Source organism: Streptomyces smyrnaeus (assembly GCF_017676345.1).
Lineage (GTDB): Bacteria > Actinomycetota > Actinomycetes > Streptomycetales > Streptomycetaceae > Streptomyces > Streptomyces smyrnaeus.
This window is the reverse complement of record NZ_JAFFZM010000004.1, coordinates 151,858-170,696: the sequence shown is the minus strand read 5'-3', so window position 1 is coordinate 170,696 and position 18,839 is coordinate 151,858. Positions and strand designations below refer to the sequence as shown.

Here is an 18,839-nt window from a genome sequence, read left to right as displayed (position 1 = left end):
AGCGGAACGTATTCCGGATTGCAATCGGCCCGAGACAGGCACAGAAGGAACGCGCATGCCCGCCACCCCCCGTCGGCCCAGAAGCGATGCGCTGCAGAACAGGGAACGCCTGCTGGAGGTCGCCGCCCGGGCCTTCGCCGAGCAGGGGCTGGACACCGCGCCGGCCGCCATCGCCAAGCAGGCCGGTGTCGGTGTGGGTACGCTCTACCGGCACTTCCCGACGCGCGAAGCCCTCATCGACGCCGCCTACCGACGCCAACTCACCCGCGTGTGCGACAAGGCGGCCGACCTCGTCGCCCGGCACCCGGCCGCCGAGGCCACCCGGACATGGATGGCCCACTTCATCGACTACGCCACGGCCAAGAGCGGTATGTCCGCAGCGCTCAACACGGTCATCGCCTCCGGGGTCGACCCGTATGCCGACAGCAGGGCGCTACTGACCGACGCCGTCGCCACCCTCCTCGAAGCAGGCGCCCGGGACGGCAGCCTGCGACCCGATGTGACTGCTGACGATGTCCTGCTGCTGATGGGCGGCATCGCCTACTCCGTGCAGCACGGCACCAAGGAGCAGGCCGGCCGACTTGTCGACCTCCTCATGGACGCGTTGACCAAGAAGTCGACCGAGTCGACGACGAGTTGAACTCCGCTGCCGGACCGCCGGGTCGCCGACCCTGCGTCCGGGATTTGCACGCCGCGCCCCGCGTCCCCCGGCCCAACGTCCTCCGGTCCCGCGCCCAGCGCCTCGCGGTCCGTCGGCGACGACCTACCGGTGCAACATCGGCAGTACGTCGGCACGGCACACTTCGAGCGTCTCGGGCAGCCCCAGATGGAAGTCGAGGTCGTGCGGCGCGGATCCGCTCCTCGTAGATCTCCTGGATGGAGCGGCCGGTCACCCGCCGCACGACCTCGCCCGTCAGTGCACCGATCACAAAGCCGTGGTAGCCGTAGGCCGCTCCCGGCTCCCAGAACGGCCGCTGCCCCGCGAGCCGCGCGGCCGTCAGCCGGTCGTCGGCCTACTCCTCGGTGGTGAACCCGCCGTCGACGCCGACGACTCCGGAACGGTGCGCAAGCAGCTCGCGCAGGGTGACGGAACAGCGCAAGAGCGCATCCGTCCGGAGCTCAGCCCTTGTCCAGCACCCGGTGCGCGGCGGCCATCCATGCGCGCTGCGCACGCAGCAGCTCGGCGAAGGCGGCGGAGTTCTTCTCTGTCGCCGCACGCTGGATGCGGTTCTCCGCCGCGTTCCACACCGGCACCAGGTCGGTGCTCTTCTTGCAGCGCACATCCGCCCGGGCCTGCCGGATCTCCCCCTCGGAGACCTGGTCGCCGTTCAGCCGGCGCTCTTCCGCGAGGGGCTCCAGCGGGTGGGCGTAGCGGTAGCCGGCCTGCCGCATGCAGGCGCTCCAGGCCCGGAAGACCCGCACCAGCACCCGGTCCTTCATGGACTGCTCGTAGGTGGCGCCGATGGTGTCGTTCAACAGGCCGAAGTCCGCGTCGGGGACCTCTTCGAGGAGCGTCTCCTCGGCCTTCTTCAGACAGCCTCCGGAGGTTTTGCCCGGCGGCCGCCCTTCCGATCCGTAAGCGGCCTTCTTCTCCATGCCGTCGAGCCCCTTCCGGCGCTTCTCCTCGGCCGCCTCCCGCCGTGCGACAGTGGGCCGGTCGGGAGGCAGGTGGTAGCCGTAAATCCGGGCGATCTGGGGCTCCACGACCCCGTAGCGGCGCCGGTTGCGCGGCTCGGCATCCTTCGCGGCGGCTCTCGGAAGCCGCTTCCAGGACAGCCCTTGGCGCCGCATGCACTCGCCGACCAGGACGTCCTCGGCGGCGTCGATGACCTCCAGTTCGGCGGGTGAGGGGTCGTAGCGGTCCAGCGGCACACTGATCGACACGGCCTCGTCCCCGGGCGGCGGCACGGGGGCGGTCGCCCCGCCCGCCGCAGCCGGCTTCGACCTCGATGCGGAGTCCACCTCCGCTGCGCAACCGGTGACCACACAGAGCAGCATCAGCACGGGGACTGCCCTGGAACACAGTGACACTGTCGGCCTCCAGCGAGGAGAGGGCGCGGCGCCGTGGACCGCCGGGCCACGCCCTTCGTGTGATCACGTTCATGAGCTCTCATGCCGATGAGCTCTGCGATGCGGCGCTGCTAGAACTTGAACCGCACCGAACTGGCCTTGTTGTCGAAGCGGTTGTTGGTCAGGTCCTTGTCCTCGCTCTGCTTCCTGGCGACGTAGCGAGCACCGCCGTAGTTCTTGTACTGGTACAGCGTCACGCTGTAGCCGGTGTTGTTCGACATGGAGCTGGCCTTGTTGTCGAACCTGTAGTCCGAGGCCGCCAGGTTGGGGACGTTCTTGAGCAGGATGCGGGCGCTGCTGCCGCGGTAGTTGTCGTGCTCGTACAGACAGAACTGCCAGTTCGGGCATTTCAGCCTCTTGAGTTCCGCGTCGGCCTGCTGGGCCTGCGCGGCGGAACCCGACCCCAGCACGGCAACGGCCCCGAGGGACAGCGCGCCGAGCAGTCCGCCGATTCTGAGCTTCACTTGGACATCCTCCCAGTTGCACAGGAAAACTCGCGGAGTAACGGCAGTGCGCATGCCGCGAGTTACCGGCAAACTGCTCGTCACAAGAGCGAAGTAAAGCATGTGCGACCGGTGGGTGTACACGTTTCCGCTCGGTCGTCCCGGGCACCGCGGCCGGTGCCCGGGGCGGCCGAGCCCGGTGGCCGCGCTACGACTGCTGTCAGCGGCGCAGGGTGGTCTCCCGCTCGACGCGGGAGAGTTTCTCGGGGTTGCGTACGGCGTACAGGCCCGTGACGAGCCCACCGTCGATGCGCACCGCCATGACGGTGTCGATCGCGCCGTCGAGCCGGAGTATCAGCGCCGGGTAGCCGTTGACCTGCACCGGCTGCAGCGACGCCGTGGCGCCGAACCTGCCCAGTCCGGCCATCAGCGCAGCCACCGGGTCGGCTCCCACGACGGGGTGCAGGACGGCCTGCACGACTCCCCCGCCGTCACCCAGGAGGACGACATCGGGTGCCAGGGTGTCGAGCAGACGCTGCAGATCGCCGGTCTCGATCGCCCGCCGGAACGCCTCGAAGGCCTCCTGGGCCTCGGCGGGAGACACGGCCTCCCGTGGTCGGCGGGCCGCGACGTGTGCCCGCGCCCGGTGTGCGATCTGGCGGACGGCGGCCGGGTTCTTGCCGACGGCCTCCGCGATCTCGTCGTACTCCAGACCGAACACCTCGCGCAGCACGAACACCGCGCGCTCGGTCGGGGACAGAGTCTCCAGCACCAGCAGCATCGCCATCGAGACGCTGTCGGCCAGCTCGACGTCGTCGGCCACATCGGGAGCGGTCAGCAGCGGCTCGGGCAGCCAGGGGCCGACGTAGGACTCCTTGCGCCGGCGCAGCGTACGCAGCCGGGTCAGCGCCTGACGCGTGACGATCCGGACCAGGTAGGCGCGCTCGTCCTGCACGGCGGCGTGGTCGACACCCGCCCACCGCATCCAGGTCTCCTGCAGTACGTCCTCCGCGTCGGCAGCCGAACCGAGCATCTCGTAGGCGACGGTGAACAGCAGATTGCGGTGGGCGACGAATCCCTCCGTGGCGGACTCCATCCGCACGCCTCGAGCGGGCGACGCGGCCGCGTCCCTCGGATGCTCGCTGCGCTCCCCCATGGATGGCTCCTGCCTGCTCGCCGTCGACCGTTCCGCACACAAGACACCGGTCCCGAGCAGCCTGTGACACGCCTGGCCTGTGGCGTACGTCACACCACCGCGCTGTCACAGGGGTCGGGACCGCGGCATCTCCATGTCCGTAACGACGCCGTGCGAACGCTCGCCGCCGCACGCGACCCACGAGGAGAGGACGAAGCCATGGAACCCCGTTTCCATCTGTTCGACAGCCCCACCGCCGCGAAGATCGTTAAGCGGTTCTACAACGTCTCGTCGGTGCTGGAACAGTCGACGCTGCCCAGGGCGCTGCGGGAACTGGTGGAGCTGCGGGTCGGCCAGCTCAACGGCTGCGGCTTCTGCGTGGACATCCACACCAAGGAGGCCGCAGCCGCCGGTGAAACCACCCTCCGGCTCAATCTGGTGGCCGCATGGCGCCACAGCACCGTGTTCACCGAGGCCGAGCGGGCCGCGCTGGCGCTGGCCGAGGAGGGCACCCGGCTCGGCGACCTGGGCGTGTCCGACGAGACCTGGGCCGAGGTCCGCAAGCACTACGACGACGACCAGGTCGGTGCACTGGTCTGCCTGGTCTCGCTCATCAACGCGGCCACCCGGATGAACGTGATCGTGCACAACCCGGGTGGCTCGTACGAGCCCGGCGCCTTCGCCTCGCTCAACTGACCTGCATAAGTGGCCGGCGGGCCCCGGGTTCGTTGACTGGGGCCCGCCGGCGTTTGTACGCGACACTCGACGATCAGCTCAGCACTCGCCGCCCCACTTCGCGTAATCCAGGATGACGGTCACGCCGATCGATTTCGCAGTGGTCGGGCTGTCGCCCGGGTAGTGCAGACAGCCCTTGTAGTGAGGGCTGGTGCTGTGGCGATAGGTGTACTGGTAGCGGATGTGGTCCCCGCCCGGGTAGCGCACACCGTTGTTGAAGATCGAGATACCGTTGTACGACTTCAGGTCGTACAGATTGCCCTGAGATTTCCACTTGGGCTTTCCCGAGAAGCTGGTGTTGTCCCACACGCACACGTACGACCTGGGGCATGCGTCCTTGCCGGTGAGCTGCGAGCCGTCGACGGCGGTAGCGACACCGGCCGTGGCGACGGTCAGGAGCCCCGCAGCAGCGAGCATCATCGCCTTCTTGATCATAAATTCTCCTCCCGTGTCATCACTCGGACACCCGACGTCAGCACTCGCCGCCCCACTTCGCATAGTTCAAGGTCACGGTCGTATCGATTGCGGTCACGCTGTTCGGGGTGTCGCCGGGGTAATGGAGACACCCGTAGTGGGTTCTGCCGTTGATGGCATACGTGTACTTGTAGCGGATGTGGTCGGCACCCGGGTGCCGGACGCCGTTGTTGAAGACCGACAGGCCGTGGGCGGACTTGTGCGCGCCGAGGTTTCCCTGCGACTTCCAGCGCGGTTTCCCTGAGAACGAGTCGTTGTCCCACACGCAGACGTAAGAACGGGGGCAGGACGACTTTCCCGTCAGCGCCGGTCCGCTCGACGCGGCGGCGCTCGCGGCGCCCAGGGTCAATGAGACCCGCAACTGCGAGCGTGAGCGCCTTCTTCAGCATGGGCATTCTCCCGTTCAGCCGTGGACGCTGTGCACGGGACGCTAGAAGGTGGTAGCCGAACCCTGGAAGGCATTTCGGCGCTGCCCGAAACAGCAGAACCCGGCCCGGGCCTCCGTTTTCGGGCCGGGCCCCGCACTCACCGGGGCCCGAGGCGGCGGCCGACCTGTTCGAGTCGGGGCAAGAGCCTTTCGGTGAACTGCCACAGCAGTGACGAGTCGTGCGTCTGGAAAGCGGCGCCGTTGTAGAATGTGCGGTTGCGGCCCTGCAGGGAGTACAGCCTGCGGTAGAAGCCGTCGGCGATGTCGTCGCGGCTGACGGTCAGCGCGTACGGGCTGTGGCTCTTGAGTGTCTCCAGTTCCACCGTGGTCCTGGGAAGGGTCCCCGCGGCCACGAGGCGCCTGATGTCGGCGAGGACACGCGCCCGCACCTGCGCGTGGGTGAGGGCGACCGTACTGCCGTACTTCACCTTGTGCAGACCCGTCACGCCACTCGGCTCGATGAAGTAGGTCACCGGCATCGCCGGTGTGTGGAACGGTGGTTCGGCGGTGGCGTTCTGGACCATGAGGTTGTCAGGGACGCCCGGCAGCCGCAGCAGGCCGGTGTAGAAGAACGTGGAGCGGAAGCGGCCGAAGAGGGCGCGCTCGGTGTCGTCCAGATCGAACGGCGCCAGGTTGCCCGGCACCGGGGGTGCGGTGAAGACGATCTGCTTCGCACGGATGGTGTGCTCGCCCTGCGGCGTAGCGGCCCGGAGCGTGACACCACCGTCCTCTCGGGCGACACCGGTCAGCTCGGCGCCGAACAGGACGGCATCGCCGAGGTGTGCGGTGGCCTTCTCGTACAGCCCGCCGTTGTTCCGGGCCTTCGTCGCGAGAAAGGAATTCCCTTTGATGATCCGGGAGGTCCCGTCGATGTCCAAGCCCTTCATGATGTAGAGCGTGGGCAGGTCGAGCAGGTTGCCGAATCCGTCCAGAGCACGGAAGACAAAGGGAACGAGACTTCCGAGATTGTGTTTGGCGGCGAACTCCCGGAATGGCATGAGCAATTCGGAGGGGACCGGGTCGGGCAGGTCGAAACCGGCTTCCAGGAACGGGTACTTACGACGGATCCGCAGGTAGGCGGACATCACGGTGTTCGGTGGATACTGGTAGTCGATCAGGCGCCCGGTCCTGAAGTCGGCGAATTTCGGCGGCTCCTGCTGGCCCGCGGAGATCTCGACGGGAACGTCGAGCTTGTCGAAGAAGTCACGGACGATCGGCAGATCGCGCCAGATGAGCAGGCCCACTTCGGCGGTACGGCCGGTGACGGGGTCACGGTAGGTCTCGGTGTGGCCGCCGAGCCTGTCGGTACGCTCGACGACGAGAACGTCCCGGCCGAGTTCGCGGAGCCGCATGGCGGTGTACGTTCCGGACGCCCCACCGCCGATGACGCAGACATCGCACTCGATGATCCGCCCGCGGCCGACCGACGCGTTGGCGATTCCCGGGGAGAGACCCACCGCCGCGGTGGTCCCGGCCGCCATTGCTTTGATCAACTGCTTGCGTGACAGGCTCACTGGACACCTTTCCCGTGGCGGGGAGAATTCCCGTGCGCTTCCTGGGCGACGAGATGCCGGAGATGAGAGGTGCGGTCGCGTTCTTCCCGACCCGGATTCCCTCCGGATTTCGAGCATAAGAGCTGGCAGGTGCACGCAACCATACGCGTCACCCGGTTTTCACTCCTACGGGTTCCGCGTTCCGAAATCCGCCTCCATCACCCGGCGGTCGACGCGAATACGGTCCGCGTCCTTCGCGGGAAACAGCACCGGGAAGGCCGGTGCACTCGACTCCACGTTCCCGCTGCTGCCTGCCGGGACGTATGAGGGGGCGTGGCGGGGGCCGCTTGCCTCCCGCCCGCCGTAACTACCCGCCATATCTGCTCGCTCTACCGCCCGTCCATGGCGCGGGCCAAGGTCGCAGGGCGCATATCGGTCCAGGTGCGTTCGACGTAGTCCAGACACGCCTGCCGGGTGTCGCGGGGATGGACGACGCTCCAGCCGTCGGGGACATCGAGGTGCGCCGGCCACAGCGAGTGCTGGTTCTCGCTGTTGGCCAGAACGAGATAGGTGGCGTCGTCGTCTTCGAACGGGTTGCTCATCTCAGCTTTCCTTACTGGTCGGGTGAGGGTGAGGTGCGGGGCGTGCGGTCCGGTCGAGGTGTGTGGCGAGGACCGGACCGATCAGGGCCAGCGCTTCGGGCCGGGTCATCTGATGGTGGCCGACGGCGACCTCATGGGTCTCGACCCTTCCGGTGACATACGGCTGCCAGGCTCGCGGATCCCAGCGCTGGGCGTCGCCGTCGAGCGTTGCTGCGAAGACCAGCAGGTCCCCGTCGTACGGCTCCGGAACGAAGTCGGGCATCAGCCGGGCCAGGTGCGTTGCCGTATCGAGGACGGTCCGCAGTTGCTGCGGCGCCAGTCCGCCAAGGGCGCTGCCCTGGACGCGGAAGGCCTCGACGATCCGCTCCGGTGTGAGCGGCTCGGCGGCGAGCGTTTCCTCGTCGCAGCCGAGGACACGGACCAGCACGTCCTGCTCGGACAGTGGCGCGCGCTCGTCGGGGGCGAGTCCGGTGAGCGGGTAGGAGTCGAGGACGGCGAGCAGGGCGGTTCGCTTGCCGCGCCGTGCGAGTTCGGCCGTGAGCGCGTGTGCGATCAGCCCGCCGGCGGACCAGCCGAGCAGTTGGTACGGGCCGTTCGGCTGCACCTTGAGAATCTGGTCCGCGTAGTCGGCGGCGACCTCCTGGAGCGACGCCGGCCTGGCCGTGGGGTCCGTGAGCCCGCGAGCCTGGAGCGCGTACAGCGGCTGGTCCTCGCCGAGGTGTTTGGTCAGACCCTGGAAGGACCAACTGATGCCCGTGGCGGGGTGGACGCACCACAGCGGCGTGCGCCTGCCCTGCGGGTGCAGCGGGAGCACCACTTCGAACCCGTCGTCGGGCGTCGTCCGCCCGCCGAGTCGTTCGGCGAGGGCGGCCACGGTCGGCGCCTCAAACACGGTCGGCACGCCCACCTCCGCGCCCAAGGTCTCACGCACGCGTGTCACGAGACGGAGGGCGAGGAGGGAGTGTCCGCCAAGGTCGAAGAAGGAGTCCTCCGCCCCGACCTGGGGGACTCGAAGAACCTCCGCGAACAGTTCTGCCAGCAGCCGCTCGCGGGAGTTGCGCAGCGGACGACCGGCAGCGCTGGTGGTGCTGAGCTCCGGCTCGGGGAGGGCGGCGCGATCCAGTTTCCCGTGCGCGGTCACCGGGAGCGTGTCGATCGGCACGAACGCCGAGGGCACCATGTAGCCGGGCAGCCTGGAGGCGGTGTGCGCGTGCAGGTCCGGCAGGGGCGCACCGTTGCGGGCTGCGGGTACGACGTACGCGACGAGCCGGTTGTCCCGGGCCACGACAGCCGCGTGGCCGACCTGAGGGTGCGCACTGAGGACGGTCTCGATCTCACCGGGTTCTACGCGGTGGCCGCGGACCTTGACCTGCTCATCGGCACGGCTGACGAACTCCAGGTCGCCGTCCGCGTTCCAGCGGACCAGATCGCCGGTCCGGTACATCCGCGTCCCGGAGGGCCCGTACGGGTCGGCCACGAAGCGCTCAGCTGTGAGGGCGGGCCGGTCGAGGTAGCCGCGTGCCAGGCCGACACCGGTGATGTACAGCTCTCCCACCACCCCGGGTGGCGTCGGACGCAGCGCCGCGTCCAGGACGTACACCCGTGTCCCGGCGACCGGCCGTCCGATGGGCGGAGGTGCCGCCGCCGGCGTCAGCGGCTCGCTCATGGTGGCGCACACCGTGGCCTCGGTCGGGCCGTAGGCGTTGACCAGTCGGCGCCCCGGCGCCCACCGCGCCACCAGCTGCGCGGAACACGCTTCGCCGCCGACGGTGAGCGTCGAGGCGGACACCCGCGCCGGGTCGGCTGCCGCGAGCACGGAGGCCGGGACGGCCGCGTGGGTGACCTCGATGTCCGGGTCCGTGAGGGCGGACAGCAGATCGGCGCCTGGGGCCTGCACCAGCGTGGCCCCGGTGAGCAGGGCGCCGCACACGTCGCTGATGGACACGTCGAAGCTGGGCGAGACCAGTTGCAGGACACGGCTGCCGGGGGTGATGGCCAGTGCCCGTGCCTGTGTGGCGGCCATGGCGGCGATACCTGTGTGGGAGACCACGACGCCTTTGGGGCGGCCGGTGGATCCGGAGGTGTAGATCACGTACGCGGGGTGCCGCACCGACAACGGCACGGAGCGCTCGGCGTCGGTGGGATCGGCACTGTCCATGGCCGCCAGTTCGGCCGAGACCGCGGGATCATCGACCGGTACCACGGACAGATCGGCTTCTTGCGGCAGCCGTGGTGCCGCTGCGCTGTCGGTGAGCACCACGACAGGGGCGGTGTCCCGCAGCATGAACGCGATGCGCTGTGCCGGATACGCCGGGTCGACCGGCACATGGCCGGCTCCCGCCTTCGAGATCCCCAGCAGCGCGACGATCCATCGCACGGAGCGCTCCATCACCACGGCGACCAGCGACTCCGGACCCGCGCCCCGCTGCAGCAACAGGCGCGCCAGCCGGTTCGCCCGCTCGTTCAGCTCCGCGTACGACACCTTCTCGTCGCCGCACTCCACGGCCACCGCATCCGGTGAACGCTTCACCTGCTCCTCGAACAGCTGCGGCAGTGTCCGCTCCGACACCGCCTCCCGGCCTGCGCCCCATTTCTCCAGCAGCCGACCGCGCAGTGCCGTATCCAGCACCTCCAGCCGGCGCAGGGGCGTCTCCGGCGCCGTCTCCAGCGCGGTGAGCAGGCCTTCTGCCGCAGTGAGCAGCATGTCGCACACTGTTGAGGCGTCGGCCGGTTCGGCGGCGTCGACCGTGATGTCGAACCCGGTCCCGGTGGCGTCGACGGAGGCCGCCAGCGGCATATCGGTGGCCTCGCCTGCATACAGCCATTCAGCTCCGGCCAACTGGGCGTGCACGGCCAGCTCTTCGGCCGAGACGTGCCGGAAGTTCAGCAGCGAGGTGAACAGCGGCCTCCGACCGACGATTCCGCTCGACCGTACGGCCAACGCGAGCGGCGCATGCTCGTGCACGAGGAGATCGGCCAGTTGTCGGTGCATGCCCCGGACCGCGTCCTCGACGCCGACCCCGCCGTCGCGTACGCGTGCGGGCAGTGTGTTGATGTACAGGCCGGGGCCGCGGTCGGAGCCCGCTCCGCCCTGCAGTCGTCCGAACAGCACCGTTCCGAAGACGACGTCGTCGTGGCCGGACGCCGCCGCGACCACTCGTGCCCACGCCACGTGGAAGAGAGTCGCCGCACTCACTCCGAGCCGGCGCGCCTGTTCGTGGAGCCGTTGGACCACCTCCGGCGCCACGATCCGCCGCACGCTGCTCACCGCGGTGCGGTCGCCCATCTCCACCAGCCCGAACGGCGTGGTCGGCTGCTGCACGTCGCCGAGCAGTGCGTCGAAGAAGCGCTCGTACTGCTGCGTCGTCATGCGCAGGCGGGCCTGTCCCACGTAGTTCCGGAACGACAGCGGAACGGGCAGCTCCGCCTCCCTCCCTTCGAGGAGGGCCCGCACCTCCTGCAGCATGACCTCGAGCCCCTTGTGGTCCTGCACCAGGTGATGAACCTGCAGCAGCGCGAGCCGACGGCCCTCGCCGGCCGGGTCGGGTGCTGTGAACACCCGTACCAGTGGCGCCCGTCCCAGGTCGAAGGCGCCGCTGCCCTTGGCGAGGAGGGAGGGGACCGGGTCCGACCCGCTCTCCAGCGTGACCTCGTGCACCGGCAGGGTTGCCCGGCGTGCCACAACCTGCACGGGCTCGCGCAGGCCCTCCCACAGCACCGCGACCCGCAGACAGTCATGGCGTTCGATCACCCGCTGCAGTGCGGCCAGGTAGCTGTTGAGCCGCTGCTCGGATGCGAAGCCCAGCACTACCGAGAGGACATATGCCGCGCCGTCGCGCGAGGTGGCGTGCTGCCCGTCCGGATGGCCTTCCTCGGGCAGATCGACGTCGTCCGGGCGCATGAGGTCGTGGAAGAGAAAGCCTTCCTGGAGGGGCGCCAGGGGATAGATGTCCTCGATGTTCGCAGCACCGCCCGGCACCTTTGCGACGATCTGCTGCAACTCCTGCGCGGTCAGCCCGGCCAGGGGGACCATTTCCGGCGTGATCGCCTGTGCCCCTTCCGGAATCAGGCACGGCGGAACAGCAACCTCTTCCTCACCGATCGCGGCTGCCAGATCGCCCACCGTCGGGGACGTGAACAGCGTGCGTACGTCGATGGCCACGCCTTCCTGACGCAGCCGTTCCACCAGCGCGACCGCCAGCAGGGAGTGCCCGCCGAGTTCGAAGAAGTTCTCGTCCACACCGACGGTCTCCAGGCCGAGCACTTCGGCGAAGCCCGCGCACAGGGACTGCTCCCTGGGCGTGGCGGGAAGGCGTCCGGATCCCGCGGCGTCCGCCTCCCGACTCGGCGCGGGCAGGGCCTTCCGGTCCAGCTTGCCGTTCACCGTCAGCGGCAACGCGTCCAGGAAGACCACGGTCGAAGGCACCATGTGCCGAGGCAGCTGGCCCGCCAGGTCCTTCCGCAGCCGCGCGGCGTCCGGTCGGCCGGAGCCCGGCTCGCCGGTCACCTGGGCCCCAGCCCTGGGGACGACATAGGCGACCAGCCGCTTGTCGCCGGGCGTGTCGCCAAGTGCGAGCACCGCCACCTGGTCCACCTGCTCGTGCTCGGCAAGAGCGGCCTCCACCTCCCCCAGCTCGACCCGGGCGCCGTGCACCTTCACCTGGTCGTCCGCCCGCCCCACGAACTCCAGCTGCCCTTGGCTGTTCCACCGCGCCAGGTCCCCCGTGCGGTACATCCGGTCGCCGTTACCGAACGGGCAGGCGACGAACCGCTCGGCTGTCGGTCCCGCACGCCCCACATAGCCCCGCGCGACGCCCGTACCCGCCACATAGAGCTCTCCCGCGCTCCCGGGCGGCACCGGCTGCAGATACGCGTCCAGTACGTAGGCCCGCATGTTGGCGATCGGGCGGCCGATCGGGACGTCCCCGTCGGTGAGTTCTTCGCCCGGAGCCACCTGGTGGGCGGTACATCCGACGGTGGCCTCCGTCGGGCCGTACTCGTTGGTCACCTCCACCTCGGGGTGGGCCCGGCGCCACTCGTGCAGCTGCGCCGCGTGGAGCGGCTCCGCGCCCAGGAGGAGTTGGGCCGTGGGCGCGCAGGCTTCGGGTGCCGCCTTGAGGAGCGGAAGGTGGCTGGGGGTGATGTCGAGGAATGCCGCGCGGCTCCCACCCAGCATGTCGGCCAGTTCGGTGCCCAGTTGAGCGAGGTAGATCCGACCGCCGCAGGTGAGCAGGGCGTGGAAGGCAGTGGCCATGGCGTCGAAGGAGATGGTGTGATGCAGGACCGCGCTGTGCCGTAGCTCGGGGAAGACGTCCTTGCACCGCTGCACGTAGTTCACCAGGCTGCGGTGTTCGACGGCGACGCCCTTGGGCCGTCCCGTCGAGCCCGAGGTGTAGATCACGTACACGGTGTTCCGGGGCCCCAACGGAGCGCACCGTTCGGCGTTCGTCAGCTCGGAGTCGGGGTAGCCGGCCAGCTCGTCGGCTGTTGCGGCATCGTCCAGCACCAGCACCGGTCCGCCGATGCTCTCGGGCAGCACTCCGGCTGACGCCCTGTCGGTCAGCACCGCTGCCGGACGGGAGTCCTCCAGCATGAAGGCCACTCGCTCGGCCGGGTAGGCGGGATCGACCGGCACATAGCCGCCCCCGGCCTTCATGACGCCCAGCAGCGCGACCACCACGTCCACCGAGCGCTCCATCACCACGCCCACCAACGCCTCGGGCCCCACCCCCTGTGCCGTCAGCCACCGCGCCAGCCGGTTCGCCCGCTGGTCCAGTTCGGCATAGGTCACCTCGTGGCCGCCGCCCACCACCGCGACCGCGTCGGGGGAGCAGGCAACCTGCGCCGCGAACAGCCGGGGCCATGTCGTGTCCGGAAAAGGGCTGCTGGTCGCGTTCCACTCCTCCAACAGCCGCCGCCGCTCCCCCTCGTCCAACAGCTTGAGCGTTCCCAGGTTGTCGTGGGGTGCGGCAGCCTCCATCCACTCCAGCACCCTCATGAACCGCTTCGCGTGACTGCGGGTCTCCTGCGGGGTGTAGCGGTGCGGGCTCGCGTCGAAGTTGAGTTCCGCACTCCCGTCGAAGGACCTGTCGTAGAGGGTGAGGGCGAAATCGTCACACGGGCCGAAGGAGAGGAGGTGAGCACGCGTGACACAGTCGTCGAAGGCCACCGCGTCGAACGACTGGAGGTTGACGGTCATACCCACCAGGTCGCCGCCCTCCCCCACCCGCTTCAGGTCGCGGCGCATCTCCTCGTACCGGTACCGCTGGTGCCGCAGCGCCGCCCGCACACGCGTCGAGGTCTGCTCCAGCAGTTCTCCCAGCGACATCCGAGGACGCACTGTCAGACGCAGCGGGAGAACGTTGGCCGTCGTCCCGGCCGCACGCCGCTGCCTGCCCCTGTCCCTGCTGAGCACCGGAAGTCCGATGAGCAGGTCCTCCGCGCCGGTGCTCCGGTGCAGAAAGACCGCCGCCGCAGCGATGAACAAGCCGGACAGCCGGGTTCCCAGCCGTTCTGCCGCAGCGCGCAGGGCGGCCATTTCCTCGTGCGCCAGATCGCGCGTGTGGCGGAGAGGAAGCGAGGAGGAAGTCGTCACCTCCCGCCCGCTCAGGCTGGTCGCGGACGGTGCGTCCCGGAGCGTCTCCAACCAGAACTCCCGGTCCTGCGCGTACGCGGACGAGGAGCGGTAGGCGGCATCGGCGTCCAAGAGCACCGACACCGGCTCCAGCGGGCCGTCCGTCTCCTGCACCGCTGCACCGCGCAGGATCTCCGTGTAGAGCTCACCGACCCGCCGAGCGACGAGCGACGAGCCGAAGGCGTCCAGCACCAGATGGTGAAAGCCGTTGAACCAGAAGAAGCGGTCCGGCGCCGCCGTGAACAGCGCTTGCACGAAGAGAGGTTGCTCCTCCAGATCGAGAGGCTTCCGCAGTGTCGCCCGCATCCATTCCTCGGCAGCGCTGCGGGGCTCGGACGTACCGCTGACGTCGACGAGATGCAGCCTCCAGTCCTCGCAGGGCTGCACGCGCTGGCGTACTCCCCCGCTGTCGCTCGTGCGGAAGCGCAGGTGCAGGCCCTCCGCCTCGCTCACGGCCCGGCGCAGCGCCGACTCGAAAGCCCCCACGTCCAACGGCCCGAGGATTTCCAGATACTCGCCCGTGAAATATGCCGAGCTGCTGCCGGGGTCGAGCCGTTCCGCATGCCAGATACCAAGCTGTCCGGCCGTCAACTCGTAGGAAGTGGGTTCAGGCATGCCTCTTCAACCTCTACTGTTCTCTGCTTCGGACGAGGGACGTGTCAGCCGGGCAGCGCGGCCGAGATCGGTTGCCGGACGGATGAACGGCGCAACTGCGCGGCTTCTCGCGTGTCTTCCCGCGCTGAGGGTGCTCGTGCATCCGGCGGCTTCGCGCTGTCGGTCGAGGTCGCGCTGCCGGTGGTTTCAGGCTCTTCCGCCCGCCCTGTCAGCAGCCGCCCACGACCTGGTGCACCGGCAGTCCGCCGAAGAGGGGTGCCGGTTGCGCCGGTTGCCCGCTGTCACGGCCCTCCCACCGCGTCGCGGTGACCACTGCCGGTGCAGAACTCTTCGCATCCGGGCGTCGAGGACAAATGCGTTCTCTTTTCCTGTTCTCTTTCCGCGCAGATACGCGAGTCTCTTTCTGCAGTCTCTTTCTGCGCGCATATCCATCGGCCACATCCCGCATCCCGCAGGCGGAGAGGACGCGGGCGAGCATCGGCCGTCGTCCCCTACCGACTTTCACGTACCGCGTGAAATGTCCGGTCCAAGAAGCTGCCCCACGCGACGCATACGTTCCCCCACCGCCCCCTTCCGCCCCAAGAATCCCCGTCAACCCCCGCTCCGGCCTTCTGGATCAACGCTAGCGAGAGAATCGAGCAGCGAGGACAGCGGTGTTCATTTCTCACCCGATCGAGAGGCGCCCGGCGATAATCGGGTCGGCCGGCCGTCGGGACTGCCCCGCGCAGGGCGTGGGACAGACAACTGCCGCGCCCTTCCCCGGGCGCTCGCCCACCGGCCCCACAAGGTGCGCCTCCCGGGACGCCGACGCTCCCCGGGCGCACCCGCTGGAGCCGTGACGTGGATCACATTAAGCCCCGTGAACAATCCCCGGCCGACCGCCATCTCAGTGGACGACCGACCAGTGACCGCGGCCGGGCGCCCCAGGGGAGAGGGGCCCGCGCCGTGTCCGACACCAATGGGGGGACCTCATGAAGACCACTCGCCGCGCTCGCCGTACCGTCCGTACCGTCGGCCTCGTCGCCGCCGCTGCCGCCGCCGCGTTCTCGCTGACCGCCTGCCAGGACGGCGGCGGCAAGGATGACGACGCCGGCTCCTCGTCCTCCGCCGGCACGTCGAAGGACTCCGCAGCACACGACTTCCGCCCGGCCGACTCCGACGCGGAGAACTCCGGCTCGACCGGCTCAGGCTCGACCGGCTCGGGGACAGCGGGCGGCGGCGCGCAGAGCGGCAACCAGGACGACAGGGGCAATGGTGACGCGGGCGCACAGACCGGCGCAGCGGGCCAGGGTGCCAAGAGCTCGACGTGCACCGTCGGCAAGGTCTCCGTCGGGCTCAAGGAGACCGGCGGCAGCGCGCCGGTCATCCTGCTCAAGGCCACCAACAACGGCAGCACCCGCTGCGACCTGTACGGCTACCCGTTCGTGGGCTGCCCGGACGCCCAGGCCCCGATCGCGGTCGGCGGCGGCAAGCCTCAGGCCGTGGTCTCCCTGGAGCCGGGCGAGTCGGCCTACGCCTCACTCGGCCTGGAGAAGGGCGACGGCGGCAACATGCACCGCGAGAAGCACCTCACCGTGCAGCTGGCCAACCGCAGCATGCACGGCACCGGCGCCACCGCCACCCTCACCGCTCCCGGAGCGGGTCTCGCGATCAGCGACAACTCCACCGTCTCCTACTGGAACACCACCCCCGAGTCGGCGATGCAGTAAGGCGGCACCGTCTCCGCGCGGAAACGGCCGGCAGGCCGTTCCGCGGGGCGTCGCCCTGAGCCCGGAGCTCAACCGGGCGGGGCCGACGCCATCTCCTTTCCGGTGATCCAAGCGTGCGCGCGTGGAGCAGCACCGGCACACATCCCGACCAACCGCAATGACAGACGAGGAGTCCCTAGATGTCTCGTACACGCACACGGTGGATCGCCGCACCGCTCGCGGCGGCAGCCCTGACCCTGACGTACGCCGGCTACCAGGCCGGGGCGGCCGAGCCGTCGGCCCAGGGCGCGGACCCGTCCGGCCGCGCCGCCGGAGCGGCAGCCCCCTGTCTGGCCGACGCGACCACGCTGGTCGGCGACCTCGACGGCGACGCCCGCCCGGACAAGATCACCGACCCGGAGCACACCGGGACCGGGATGACGGTCCAGTGGGGTGGCACGAACGGCTCGTTCGGCGAGAAGATCCCCGTCAGGAACCTCCTCGGTGCGGAAAAGGGTGAGATCGCGGCCGCCGCGGTCGCCGACTTCGACAACGACGGCACCCTCGACATGGTCGTCAACATCGTGGAGCCGTCCGGCGGAGACGACCCCTCCACCGCTCGCCTCGCCGAGTACCGCCCCGGTCCCCTCGACCGGACGAACCTGCGGTCCTCCGATGCCCGGCACTCCGACATCGGCGAGCACGGCGAGGTCCAGCAGCTGAGCGTCGCCCGCTACAACGACGACCAATATCCCGACCTCGCCGTCCTCAACAACTCCGGTGACGGCCAGATGGACCGGGACGTGCGCCTGTCCCGGCCGGGCGGCGGCCTGGGCGACTACGACTACGAGGCGAAGAAGAAGTACGGCGAATTCGGCACGTGGGCCGAGCCGCCGGCCATGCCCGGCGACGGCTGGAAGCAGTTCTACAAGCCCTGCTCCTGACCACCGCCGGGGGCCACCGGTTCTCAGCAGAGCGACGGCGCCGCTGTGGCCACAGCGGCGCCGTCCGCGTGCCGCCGCGTACACCGTCTCCCCCGAGCGAGGTGGAGTCCGGGTACAAGACCGCTGCGGCGGGGACTTACTTGCTGTGCAGGATCTGGATCAGATTGCCGCAGGTGTCGTCCAGCACCGCAGTGGTGACCGGACCGGCCTCCAGCGGCTCCTGGGTGAAGTGCACCCCCAGTTCGCGCAGCCGGTCGAACTCGGCAGGCACGTCGTCCACGGCGAAGGAGGCGGCCGGAATGCCGTCCTCGGCCAGCGCCGCCTTGTACGGCCTCACCGCGGGATGGCCGTCGGGCTCCAGCAGCAGTTCGGTCCCGTCGGGGTCCTCGGGGGAGACCACGGTCAGCCACCGGTCCACGCCCAGCGGCACCTCGGTCTTCTTCACGAACCCCAGCACCTCCGTGTAGAAGCGCAGGGCCTTGTCCTGGTCGTCGACGAAGACGCTGGTCAGATGGATTCTCATGGGTTGCTCTCCGGAGCTCGGGGCCTGAGCCACCGGGTCACGATGTGCTCAAGGGGTTCGCTGTTCAGGTCGTGGTACTTGTAACGACCCTGGCGCCGCGAACGGACCAGATCTGCCGACTCCAGCACCGCCAGGTGCTGGCTGACCGCCTGACGGGACAACCCCAGACCGTGCCTGGTCACCAGCCGTGCGCAAATCTCGAACAGGGTCTGGCCGTCCCGCTCCACCAGCTCATCCAGGATGCGCCGGCGGGTGGGGTCGGCCAGGGCCTTGAAGACATCCTCCGCCACAACCCCACCATAGGCAAGTGGTCACTTGCCTATCAAGTGGGAGCCGGGCATCCCTGGCCGAGGGGCCGCACTGCGCTGCCGGCTGCCTCATGGGACGTCATAGTGGCGCCGCATCTGTCGGCGCTGCTCCCATGCGTCCCGCGTGAGTGCGTACTCGACCTCGCCGTGCTCGGAGCCGGGAATCGCCTCCGGCCAGTCTCCGGTGAAGTTCCGGACGAAGGACAGTCCGCACTTGTCCATCACACGCCGCGACGCCTGGTTGACCGCCATGGTGTTCGCGGTCACCCGCTCCACCGCGAGCTGGGTGAAACCCTTGTCGATGAGCGCACGTGACCCCTCGGTGGCATGGCCGCGGCCCCAGGCGGACCTGCCGAGCCGGTAGCCGAGTTCGACCACGGCCGGGCTGTCCTCCTCCAGCGGCCGGAACTCGAACCAGCCCAGGAACTCCCCGGCGTCCTTGCCCTGCGCGGCCCAGTATCCGCGAGTTCCGAAGCACGGGTGGACGTGCAGAAGCCGTGGCAGGGTCCGCTCCAGGAGGGCAGCGCGGCTCGTGGGCCGACCGCCGTTGATGAAGCGCATGACCTCAGGATCGTTGTGCAGCGCAAGCAGGTCGTCGGCATCGTCGGCGGTCAACGGCCGCAACACGAGCCGGTCGGTCTCCAGGAACACGCCCATGCAGCGATCCTGACCGGCCCCGAGCGGGAACGCCACCGGGTTTCCACTGCGGTCGCCACCCGTCCGGCTCGCGGCGTCCACGAGCCCCGAG

15 protein-coding genes and 1 pseudogene are annotated in these 18,839 nt (G+C 69.3%); 4 read left to right on the top strand and 12 right to left on the bottom strand.

Features of this window, described 5'->3' with window-relative positions; translation table 11 throughout:
• Positions 1-55: 55 nt before the first annotated feature.
• Positions 56-640, top strand: coding sequence for a TetR/AcrR family transcriptional regulator (locus tag JW613_RS08795; protein ID WP_209210136.1), 585 nt, complete (start codon positions 56-58; stop codon positions 638-640).
• Between the two features lie 135 nt (positions 641-775).
• Here JW613_RS08795 and JW613_RS35665 read toward each other — a convergent pair.
• The 4 genes and pseudogenes from JW613_RS35665 to JW613_RS08780 form a co-directional block, all read right to left on the bottom strand.
• A pseudogene (locus JW613_RS35665) lies at positions 776-1,091 on the bottom strand (serine hydrolase domain-containing protein); the annotation flags it as partial.
• 28 nt (positions 1,092-1,119) lie between these two features.
• Positions 1,120-1,884: a hypothetical protein gene (locus JW613_RS35660; RefSeq protein ID WP_245225241.1), complete on the bottom strand. Its 765-nt coding sequence runs from the start codon at positions 1,882-1,884 to the stop codon at positions 1,120-1,122.
• 257 nt (positions 1,885-2,141) lie between these two features.
• The gene (locus JW613_RS08785; RefSeq protein ID WP_180289850.1) at positions 2,142-2,534 is read right to left on the bottom strand and encodes a peptidase inhibitor family I36 protein; all 393 of its coding nucleotides are present in this window, start codon (positions 2,532-2,534) and stop codon (positions 2,142-2,144) included.
• Positions 2,535-2,733: 199 nt separating this feature from the next.
• The gene (locus JW613_RS08780; RefSeq protein WP_209210135.1) at positions 2,734-3,669 is read right to left on the bottom strand and encodes an RNA polymerase sigma-70 factor; all 936 of its coding nucleotides are present in this window, start codon (positions 3,667-3,669) and stop codon (positions 2,734-2,736) included.
• 198 nt (positions 3,670-3,867) lie between these two features.
• Between JW613_RS08780 and JW613_RS08775 the strand changes: the two genes are divergently transcribed.
• Positions 3,868-4,344 (top strand): carboxymuconolactone decarboxylase family protein, encoded by a 477-nt coding sequence (locus JW613_RS08775; protein ID WP_209210134.1) that lies wholly within the window; start codon positions 3,868-3,870, stop codon positions 4,342-4,344.
• A gap of 78 nt (positions 4,345-4,422) precedes the next feature.
• Here JW613_RS08775 and JW613_RS08770 read toward each other — a convergent pair whose 3' ends face one another.
• From JW613_RS08770 to JW613_RS08750, 5 genes are all read right to left on the bottom strand, one after another.
• Entirely contained in the window at positions 4,423-4,818 is a 396-nt protein-coding gene (locus JW613_RS08770) for a peptidase inhibitor family I36 protein (RefSeq protein WP_209210133.1), read from the bottom strand.
• A 37-nt stretch (positions 4,819-4,855) separates the two neighbouring features.
• Positions 4,856-5,218 carry a peptidase inhibitor family I36 protein gene (locus tag JW613_RS08765; RefSeq protein WP_209210132.1) on the bottom strand — a complete coding sequence of 121 codons (363 nt, stop codon included), beginning with the start codon at positions 5,216-5,218 and terminating at the stop codon, positions 4,856-4,858.
• 164 nt (positions 5,219-5,382) lie between these two features.
• Positions 5,383-6,798 (bottom strand): FAD-dependent oxidoreductase, encoded by a 1,416-nt coding sequence (locus tag JW613_RS08760; protein ID WP_209210131.1) that lies wholly within the window; start codon positions 6,796-6,798, stop codon positions 5,383-5,385.
• 368 nt (positions 6,799-7,166) lie between these two features.
• A complete protein-coding gene (locus JW613_RS08755) occupies positions 7,167-7,379 on the bottom strand; it encodes an MbtH family protein (RefSeq protein ID WP_209210130.1) in 213 nt (70 codons plus the stop codon).
• 1 nt (position 7,380) lies between these two features.
• Positions 7,381-14,628 carry a non-ribosomal peptide synthetase gene (locus JW613_RS08750; protein WP_209210129.1) on the bottom strand — a complete coding sequence of 2,416 codons (7,248 nt, stop codon included), beginning with the start codon at positions 14,626-14,628 and terminating at the stop codon, positions 7,381-7,383.
• 971 nt (positions 14,629-15,599) lie between these two features.
• Here JW613_RS08750 and JW613_RS08745 point away from each other — a divergent pair.
• A complete protein-coding gene (locus JW613_RS08745) occupies positions 15,600-16,337 on the top strand; it encodes a DUF4232 domain-containing protein (RefSeq protein WP_209210128.1) in 738 nt (245 codons plus the stop codon).
• 179 nt (positions 16,338-16,516) lie between these two features.
• On the top strand, positions 16,517-17,260 hold the full coding sequence (locus JW613_RS08740; RefSeq protein WP_209210127.1) for an FG-GAP repeat domain-containing protein: 744 nt from the start codon (positions 16,517-16,519) through the stop codon (positions 17,258-17,260).
• A 136-nt stretch (positions 17,261-17,396) separates the two neighbouring features.
• Here the strand turns inward: JW613_RS08740 and JW613_RS08735 are convergent, their stop codons facing one another.
• The 3 genes from JW613_RS08735 to JW613_RS08725 all read right to left on the bottom strand — a co-directional run bounded on the left by JW613_RS08735 (position 17,397) and on the right by JW613_RS08725 (position 18,748).
• Positions 17,397-17,783 carry a VOC family protein gene (locus tag JW613_RS08735; protein ID WP_209210126.1) on the bottom strand — a complete coding sequence of 129 codons (387 nt, stop codon included), beginning with the start codon at positions 17,781-17,783 and terminating at the stop codon, positions 17,397-17,399.
• Positions 17,780-18,073, bottom strand: coding sequence for an ArsR/SmtB family transcription factor (locus JW613_RS08730; protein WP_209210125.1), 294 nt, complete (start codon positions 18,071-18,073; stop codon positions 17,780-17,782). Before JW613_RS08730 ends, JW613_RS08735 begins: the two co-directional genes overlap by 4 nt.
• A gap of 87 nt (positions 18,074-18,160) precedes the next feature.
• Complete coding sequence (locus JW613_RS08725; protein ID WP_209210124.1) at positions 18,161-18,748, bottom strand: GNAT family N-acetyltransferase; 588 nt, start codon at positions 18,746-18,748, stop codon at positions 18,161-18,163.
• Between the last annotated feature and the right edge of the window lie 91 nt (positions 18,749-18,839).